The 8,760-nt window shown below is 68.2% G+C and carries 5 protein-coding genes; 2 read left to right on the top strand and 3 right to left on the bottom strand.

The features are described 5' to 3' along the window. A partial coding sequence (locus Q8814_RS22085) for a flavodoxin domain-containing protein (protein WP_330154125.1) occupies window positions 1-579 on the bottom strand: 579 nt, incomplete at its 3' end. Further along, on the bottom strand, window positions 576-6,083 hold the full coding sequence (locus Q8814_RS22090) for a glutamate synthase-related protein (protein ID WP_330154126.1): 5,508 nt from the start codon (window positions 6,081-6,083) through the stop codon (window positions 576-578). The genes Q8814_RS22090 and Q8814_RS22085, both read right to left, overlap by 4 nt. A gap of 328 nt (window positions 6,084-6,411) precedes the next feature. Between Q8814_RS22090 and Q8814_RS22095 the strand changes: the two genes are divergently transcribed. Both Q8814_RS22095 and Q8814_RS22100 read left to right on the top strand, forming a co-directional pair. Beyond that, a complete protein-coding gene (locus Q8814_RS22095) occupies window positions 6,412-7,836 on the top strand; it encodes an aldehyde dehydrogenase family protein (RefSeq protein ID WP_330154127.1) in 1,425 nt (474 codons plus the stop codon). A 131-nt stretch (window positions 7,837-7,967) separates the two neighbouring features. Beyond that, window positions 7,968-8,447: a hypothetical protein gene (locus Q8814_RS22100; protein ID WP_330154128.1), complete on the top strand. Its 480-nt coding sequence runs from the start codon at window positions 7,968-7,970 to the stop codon at window positions 8,445-8,447. A 94-nt stretch (window positions 8,448-8,541) separates the two neighbouring features. Here the strand turns inward: Q8814_RS22100 and Q8814_RS22105 are convergent. After that, a partial coding sequence (locus tag Q8814_RS22105; RefSeq protein ID WP_330154129.1) for a chorismate mutase occupies window positions 8,542-8,760 on the bottom strand: 219 nt, incomplete at its 5' end.

The following is an 8,760-nucleotide window of genomic DNA, read 5'->3' on the forward strand; positions in this document are numbered from 1 at the left end:
GGAATCCACGGCGACGAGCGGCAGGGTCTCGGCGATCCACGCGGCGACCGTCTCCTCGTAGTCGACGTCGCAGTCGACACGCGGCACGATGCGCTGCGCGCCGAGCTGCTCGAGCCGCATGTCGATGAGCTTGCCGGCCTGGCAGAACCCGTCGTAGCCGGTGTCGCCGAGCGCGAGGACCGCGAAGTCCATGCCCTCGAGCCGCGGTGCCGACTCCGCCGACAGCGCCTCCCAGAACAGTTCGGTGTTGTCGGGCATCTCGCCTTCGCCGTAGGTGGAGGTGACGATCAGCACGCGGCCGAGTGCGACGAACCGATCGAGGTCCATGTCGTCGAGCGCGCAGACGACCGGCGCGAACCCGTGGGTGCGGGCGGCCGCGGCGGCGTCCTCGGCCACGGATTCGGCGGTGCCGGTCTGCGAGCCGTACAGCACATGCAGAGCAGGCGCCGAACCCGCGGCGCCGGCCTGGGCGGGTGCGGTGGACAGCAGCCGGGTCTGCATGCCGGCGAGGAAACCGGTGAGCCAGGAACGCTGATCCGGGGTGAACGGTGCTTCGACGGGGATGAACGGAATGGTCATGCGGGGACTCCCGTGGTCGGGGCGACGAGGCCGGGCACCGCGTGGCGGGCGAACAGTTCCTCGTAGCCGGGCAGGTCGCCGAGCGCGTCCAGGTTCTTGCGGCTCTGCAAGAGAATCCACCCGTAGGTTCCGGGGGTGTCGACCGAGCGGACGTTGCGCAGCGCGAGCGCCTGCTTGTAGTCGGTCAGGCGCTTGTCGGCGACGAGTACCGCCAGTTCGGTGTCGGTATGCCCGGAGATCGCGTCGAGTGCGTACCGCTCGAGCTTGGCGACGAGGAAGAAATCCTCGGTGAGCAGCAGGTTGCGCGCCGCCTTCTGCACGGCCGGGTCGGCGGCGCCGGTGGCGCCCGGCACCTTCTGCAGGGCCATTTCCTGCGCGGCCGCGAGCACCGTGTAGTTGTTCAGCAGCGCATACATCGTCTCGGTGTCGGTGCCGTCCGGGGTGGCGCCCCCGGCGACCGGGACACCCGACCGGTAGCTGTCCTTGAACTTGCGGACCTGATGCGCGACGAGCGCGGTCGCGACCTCGGAGGAGAGTTCCTTGCGGGTCGCGGCGGCGAGGATCTCGTCGGCGTCCTGGTACTGCAGCAGCGCCCGGGGCATCCCGTACACGAAGCGGTGCTGCTCGGTCTGCCAATTATCCAGCAGGAAGCGGGCTTTCACCGAGCCGGTGGCTTCGACGTGCAGGTGCAGCAGGTGCAGCACGGCAGCGTTGTGGACGGGAGCCTGCGGGTCGTCACCGGTGATCGAGCCGAGCACGATCGAATCGGCGCTGGCCTTGCCGGGCAGCGCGTTCTCGGGGTCGTACTGGTAGACGAACCCGCCGGACATGCCGTTGCCGAGTCCCTTGCCGAAACCGCCGAGGTTGAGTACCGCACCGTTGGTCATGTACTCGCACGCGAAGTCGCCGACACCTTCGACGACCGCCGTGGCACCGGAATTGCGCACCGCGAACCGGTCGCCGGCCTCACCGTGCACGAACAGGCGGCCGCCGGTCGCGCCGAACAATGCGAAATTGCCGATCAGGACGTTGCCGCCGCGCTCAGGGACTGCACCGCCGGGGCCACCACCGGGCGACCGCAGCACGATCTGCCCGCCGCACTGGCCCTTGCCGACACCGTCGTTGGCGGTGCCGGTGTGCTCGAGCCGCATGCCGTCGTTGCAGAACGCGCCGTAGGACAGGCCCGCCGAACCGGACGTGGTGATCGTGACGGTGCCGTCGCGCAGCCACCGGCGTCCGCGCTCGTCGGCCAGCACCGACGGCAGGTTGCCGAGCTGCTCGTGGCACAGCATCCGTTCGAGGTCCACGGCGAGCTGCGCGCCCACACTCTTGTTGCTGTTGGTCAGCCGGATTCCGCCGCCGAGCGCGACGGTGAGCTCGCACCGATCGACGAGCGCGGTGCGCAGCTGCGTCATCCACTCGTCGTCGAGGGAGTAGTCCTTCTCCAGATACACGGGGTTGTCGACGTGCACCTCGGGTACCACGGTGAGCATCGCGCGCAGATCCAGCTCGCCGACGCTCGACGGGTGGTCGAGCAGATGCAGTAGATCCGCGCGGCCGCGTGCATCGCGCACCGACCGCAGCCCCAGCCGGGCCAGCAGCTCGCGGGTTTCGTGCGCGATGTTGAGAAGGTACTGTGCCATCGCCCGCGGATCACCGTTGAACACCTCGGGATTGGTGGTCAGGCCTGCGGGGCATTTGACGTTGCAGTTCTTCGCCATGACGCAGCCGAGCATCATGAGCGCGGTGGTGCCGAACTCGAAGCTGTCGGCGCCGAGCATCGCGGAGGTGATGACGTCGGACGCGGTCTGGTGTGCGCCGGAGCAACGCAGAATCACCTTGTCGCGCAGACCGTTCGCGCACAGCGCCTGATGAACCTCGGCGACACCGATCTCGGCGGAGCGGCCCGCGTACTTCAGCGACGTCACCGACGCCGCACCCGTACCACCGGTGTTGCCGGCGACGTTGATGACATCGGCACCGGCCTTGGCGACGCCGACGGCGATGGTGCCGATGCCTTCCGACGACACGAGTTTGACGACGACCCGCACCCGCGCGGCCTTCGCGTCGTGGATCAGCTGCGCGAGATCCTCGATCGAGTACGTGTCGTGGTGCGGGGGAGGGGAGATCAGCTCGACGCCGGGGGTCGCACCGCGCGCGGCGGCGATCTCGACGGTGACCTTCTTCGCGGGCAGCTGTCCGCCCTCGCCGGGCTTGGCGCCCTGCGCGATCTTGATCTCGATTTCCTCGAGCATCGGGTCGGCGAGGTAACCGGCCCACACCCCGAACCGGCCGGAGGCGAACTGCTTGATCCGCGACCCGCGGATGGTGCCGTAGCGGGAGATGTGCTCGCCGCCCTCACCACAGTTCGACATGCCACCGACCATGTTGGTGCCGTGCGCGACGGCCTCGTGCGCGTTGGAGTTGAGCGCGCCGTGGCTCATCGCACCCGAGGCGAGGGTGCGGGTGATCTCGTGGGCGGGCTGGACCCGGTCGAGGGGCACGCTCGGCGGCGCCTGCCGGATCTGCCCGAGGTAGTCGGCGGCCTGACCGACCGCGTGCGCGGTGACGGTGTCCCCGTAGCAGCGGTAGCTCACGAGCGAATCGCCGAACCGCGCAACGAGCGACTGCGCGAGCGCCTCGGGCCGGGTCGGGTCGTCGGCGAGAGGCCCGGTCAGCCGCAGCACGAACTCGTTGTCGCCGACGCGCGCCGCGGACAGGCCGCGGACGAGCACCGAGTTGTTGCCGTACCGCGCGAACCGGCCCATCTCCCTGCGGAAGTCGTCCGCGGTGGCCGCGAACGTCACGTCGGCGGGCAGCGCGAGAACATCGCGCAGCGCGGCGGGCCGGCGGGAGCGTTCGTCGGCCATCGTGCGGGAGAACGCCCGGTAGCCGGGGGTGATCTCGAACCGGTCGATCTCGTCGGTGGTCAGCGCCCGGAAGCCCGCGTAGCGGTAGGCGTCGTCGTCGAGTCCATGGGCGTCGGACAAACGGTGCAGCGGCAGCAGGCGCAGCGCGTCGGTCAGGTCGGGTTCGGCCTCGCGCTCGGCGGGCAGCGCGAGGAACTCCTCGGTCATGTCGACGAACCCACGCACTGCGGTGGTGCCGTACGAGTGTCCCGCGCCCTCGGCGCGTTCCTTGAACAGGCCGAGGAGTGGGACGTCCTTCTCGGTCGAGGCGGTCAGCGCGCGGCGGTGCCAGTCGGCGACGGCCTGCGCGATGGTGGTGAAACCGACACCCCCGACCGGGGTGGCCACGTTCGGGAACCAGCGGCGCAGCACCTCGTCGCCGGTGTCGAGGTAGCTCGGTTCGAAGAACTCCCCGCCGATGTAGGACTCGACGGTGCACAGTCCCACCCGGCCCATCGTCTTCATCAGCGACTTCTCGGCGGCCTTGCGGAACTTCAGGAAGGCGGCGTCGGCGTCGGCGCCGTACTTCTCCTCGGCGCGCATCTGCACCGTCAGCGGGTACACCGCGGCGGCACCGAAACCGAGTGTCGCGGCGATGTGGTGCGACGAGAAGAGTTGGCCGGATTCGACGATGACGGACACCCGCAGCCGCACACCCTCGTCGATGAGCCGCTGGTTGGCGGCGGCGACGGCGAGGATCATCGGCAGCGCGGCGCGGTCGGCGGCGACGTGCCGATCGGTGAGCACCGCGATACCACCGGTCTCGCGGGCGAAGCCGGCGATCCGCTCGGCGACACCGTCGATGGCGGCGGCAAGCGCGGCGGCGTTCGCCTTCGTGTCGTCGAACACCGGTGTGTAGAGCATCTCGAATCGCTGCACCGGAGTGCCGGACTGTTCGCGGATGCGCAACATGTCGAGGTGCGTGAGGATCGGGGTGGGTACGACCACCTGCTTGGTGACCGACGAGTCCTCGCCGCCACCCGGCCGGGCACCGAGCGCCACCCGCAGCGTCATGCCGTCGGCCTCGCGGATCGAATCGAGCGACGGGTTGGTCACCTGCGCGAAACGCTGCGAGAAGTATTTGGCCACACCGCCCTCCTGATCGGAAAGGGCGTTGATGGCGTTGCCGTATCCCATCGCCGAGATCCGCTCCTGCCCCGACGCGAGCATCGGGTCGAGCATGAACCGGAACGATTCCTGGTTGAGGGTGTACGAGACGTACCGCTGGTGACGCTCGAGATCGCCGTTGTAGCGCAGCGGTGATCCGGCCTTCTCCGCCGGTACGGGAGGCAGCGCAGCGAGATCGCGACGGGCCCCGTCGACGAGAGTTGCGTAATCCCGCTCCGCGGCGAGCATTTCGAGCGCCTCGACGGTGCCGTAGGCACGGCGCGTGCGGTGGTCGAAGTAGAGCATGCCGCCGGCTTCGATGCGGCCGCGACGGCGCACCGCCTCGGGTGCAAAGTCGAACTGGCCGGCCTCGGAGGTGACGGCCAGGTACTCGTCGGTCTCGACGGTGCGCAGCGGACGCAGGCCGAGGCGGTCCAGTCGGGCGCCGACCACGGTGCCGTTGCCGAAGATCAGTGCGGCCGGGCCGTCGTTCTTCTCCTCGTAGAGCGAGAAGAACTCGAGCATCGCCCGCACCTGCGGTGACAGGGTGGTGTCGTTCTCCCAGGCCGGGGGCATCATCTGCACGACGGCGGTGACCAGATCGAGGTCACCGAGCACAATGCGTGAGGTGAGGGTCTGGTCGAACCGGCAGCTGTCGGACTGTCCCGGAGGCCGGATGATGTCGCGCCCCATCGCACGGGCCAGTGCGCCCTCGAACAGCCGGTTCTTGCGGTCGGTGTTCAGTTCGCCGTTGTGCGCGATGAGCCGGAACGGTTGTGCCATCGTCGGATGCGGATCGGTGTTCGTGGAGAACCGGGTGTGGAAGAACAGCGTGTGCACCGTGTGCCGCGGATCGGTCAAGTCGAGGAAATAGGGGATGACCTCGTGAGAGTTCAAGCGGCCCTTGAGAACCTGGGTATGCGCTCCCAGCGACAAGGGATACAGGCCCGCCAGCGCCGGCGCGGTGTAGGCGTGGGATTCGATGGCGAGCAGGACGTCGTGCAGAATGCGGTCGAATTCGATTGCCGACGTGCATGATCCGGGACGCTCGAAGATCCATTGCCGGATCGGCAACTGGTGCTTCACGGCCGCGGGGCGGAGCACGCTGTTGTCGACCGGAATGTCGCGGACGGCCAGCACATCGATTCCCACTGCCGCGAGGGAGGCCGCGATCAGTGCCTCGGCATCGGGGTGTGCTGCCGGATCGGTGGGAAGAAAGAAGTTTCCGACACCGAAATCGCCTGCCCAGAGCGGCTTTCCGGTGACCGCAGAGAAGAACTCGACCGACAGATCGACGTTGACGCCGGCGCCGTCACCGACACCTTCCGCGGACATTCCGCCCCGATGGGGGATCACGCACAGCGCTTCGTGGCCACGCGTGAGGATCTCGTGGGTCGGGATACCGTCCTTGCGGGTGATGAACCCGACTCCGCAGCTGCTCTTGTCCAGCGTGTGGTCGTACAGTCCGGTATCGGTGGCGTGCGTCAACGGACGGCCCTCCTCGGCGAATCGAAGTCGGTGTCGTTCGGCGAGGGATGCGGTGCGAAAGTGTGCGTTGCATAGACCGGTGCCGGCGACCGAAATGAGAAGCAGACATCGTTGTCCGAATGCGCCGAGCGATGCGACGTTGAAGCGCGCGAGCAGCGTCGTCAATTGTAGCCTACGTGTTACCCCCACACTTCCGCGTTGTGCGTCACAGCTGCGCCGATGAAGTAGACACGACTGTGTGCAGATTGGTTGGTGAGGGCTCGGCGTCGAAGTGTGGCGTGGGTTACGCTCGCGCCGTCGACCGTTCCGAGCGTGAGGGGCTACACCTATGACCGAGGTTATGGACCGCACCAAGATCTACATCGACGGCCAGTGGGTCGATTCCGACGGCACCGGCCGCATCGAGGTTTTCGACCCCGCCGACGAGAGAGTCATCGCCATCGTCGCCGAAGGCACAGCCTCGGACGTCGACCGTGCTGTCGCGGCCGCCCGTGCCGCATTTCCGGCATGGTCGGCCCTGTCCGGTGCCGAGCGCGGCGCCTACCTCGAGAAGGTTTCTGCGCTGGCCAACGAGCGCGCTGCCGAACTGACCGCGGTCGTGTCCCAGGACATGGGGATGCCGACGAAACTCGCGAAGGCCATCCAGGTCGGTATGCCGCTGAAGAATATTGCGGCCTATGCCGCACTCGCCGGCACCTACGATTTCGATTCCCAGGAGATCGGCAACGCGCTGGTGGTGCGCGAACCGATCGGAGTGGTCGGAGCCATCACGCCGTGGAACTATCCGCTGCACCAGGTGGTGCTCAAGGTTTTCGCGGCGTTGGCCGCCGGCTGCACCGTCGTCCTCAAGCCCACCGAGGTCGCGCCGCTGGTGACATACGCGCTCGTCGACATCGCCGACGAGGCGGGGCTGCCCGCGGGCGTCTTCAACCTCGTCAGTGGGTACGGACCGGTCGTCGGAGAAGCGATCGCCGCGCACCCCGACGTCGACATGGTCTCGTTCACCGGTTCCACCCGTGCCGGCAAGCGCGTCGCGGTCGTCGCGGCGGAGACCGTCAAGAAGGTCGCGCTCGAGCTCGGCGGCAAGTCCGCGAACATCATCCTCGACGATGCCGACCTCACCGCCGCCGTCACCGACGGCATCGGCAAGTGCTTCCTCAACTCCGGTCAGACCTGCACCGCCCTGACTCGGATGCTGGTGCCTGCCGAGCGGATTCCGGAGGTCGCCGCGCTCGCCGAGCAGGTGGCCCGCAACTACGCCGTCGGACCTCCGTCGGAACCGTCGTCGGTGCTCGGCCCGCTGGTCAGCGCGGCGCAACAGTCACGGGTGCGGTCGTACATCGACAAGGGCGTCGCCGAGGGCGCCGAACTCGTGCTCGACGGACGCGAGACCGGTATGGAGAGCGGATACTTTGTCGGTCCCACGGTGTTCTCGAACGTCACCGAGGACATGACGATCGCGCGGGAGGAGATCTTCGGCCCGGTGCTGTCGATCATCGGTTACCGCGACGAGGACGATGCCGTGCGCATCGCGAACGACAGCGAGTACGGGCTCTCGGGTGGCGTGTGGTCGGGCGATCCGGCCCGCGCCGAGGCGGTCGCGCGGCGGATCCGCACGGGCCAGATCCACATCAACGGCGGCGCCTTCAACACCGATGCCCCGTTCGGCGGATACAAGCAGTCGGGTGTCGGTCGTGAGGCAGGTGTCTTCGGGCTCGAAGAGTTTCTGGAGATCAAGACGATCCTGCGTTGATCCCCGACCCCGCTGGGGTCGACAAGCACGCGTAGTGCGCCGCGCGACACGCGTAGCGCACTACGCGTGACATTCCGCACCTCCCGAGCGATGGTCTAGTAAGAGCATCGACATGCAGGAAGAAGCGGGACATGTATCAGCCGGAAGCGGACCTGAACATCGGCACAATCGGTACCGACCCGAGCTTCGGAGCGGAGCCCGCGGGCGTCGCCGAAGGACGTCTCCGCGAGATACTCGAGGGCAAACTGCCCGAGCTGGCACCGTGTGCGCGATTGCTCACCGGCAACCGCCGCATCGATCCCGTGCTCTTCGACCGCGCGGTGGCCCGAGCCGCCGCGACGTGGCGTGAGCCGGTGGGACCCGAGCTGTGCGTGTACGTGCTGTCCTGGTTCGTGTACCTGTCGCAGGCGCGCCGCCCGCACGGCCGGCCGCGGCATTCCTTCGACTCGCACGACACCGTCCTGTTCGGCGCGTTGTCGCCGCTCGAGCAGGTCGCAATCGTGCTGGCCGCGTACGACGAGGTGCCGCCCGAGCGTGTCGCTGTGGTCGCGGGCCGGGCGCTGGCCGAGTTCGAGCTCGAGGCAGGAGCAGGGCCACTGTGGCCACGGTGAGCCCAGGGTTCCGGCCTGCGCCTGCGGACGCTCCTTCCGACCGACACAGCAGAACCCCGTACCGACGAGGCGGGACGAGGGTTCCGTGGGCAGGCTAGCGGCGTGTGCGGCCCAGGCGCAGCAACGTCATCGCGAGGGTGCGACCGTCGGCACCCAGTTCGGCGAAGCGGTCCAGGACTCCCATTTCCTGGGACTGGGCTTCGCGGGTTGCGCTGCACATCCGCGCCGCGTCGCCGATCTGCTCGGACAACTCGGAACGTCGCTTGATCGCGTCGAGGATCTGTGCGTCGAGCTCCTGGAGCTGGTCGAACAT

The organism is Rhodococcus chondri, from assembly GCF_036327435.1.
Lineage (GTDB): Bacteria > Actinomycetota > Actinomycetes > Mycobacteriales > Mycobacteriaceae > Rhodococcus > Rhodococcus chondri.

Coding starts and splice junctions, on each gene's coding strand:
- Q8814_RS22095 (WP_330154127.1), top strand. CDS start 6,412: ATGACCGAGGTTATGGACCGCACCAAGATCTACATCGACGGCCAGTGG.
- Q8814_RS22100 (WP_330154128.1), top strand. CDS start 7,968: ATGTATCAGCCGGAAGCGGACCTGAACATCGGCACAATCGGTACCGAC.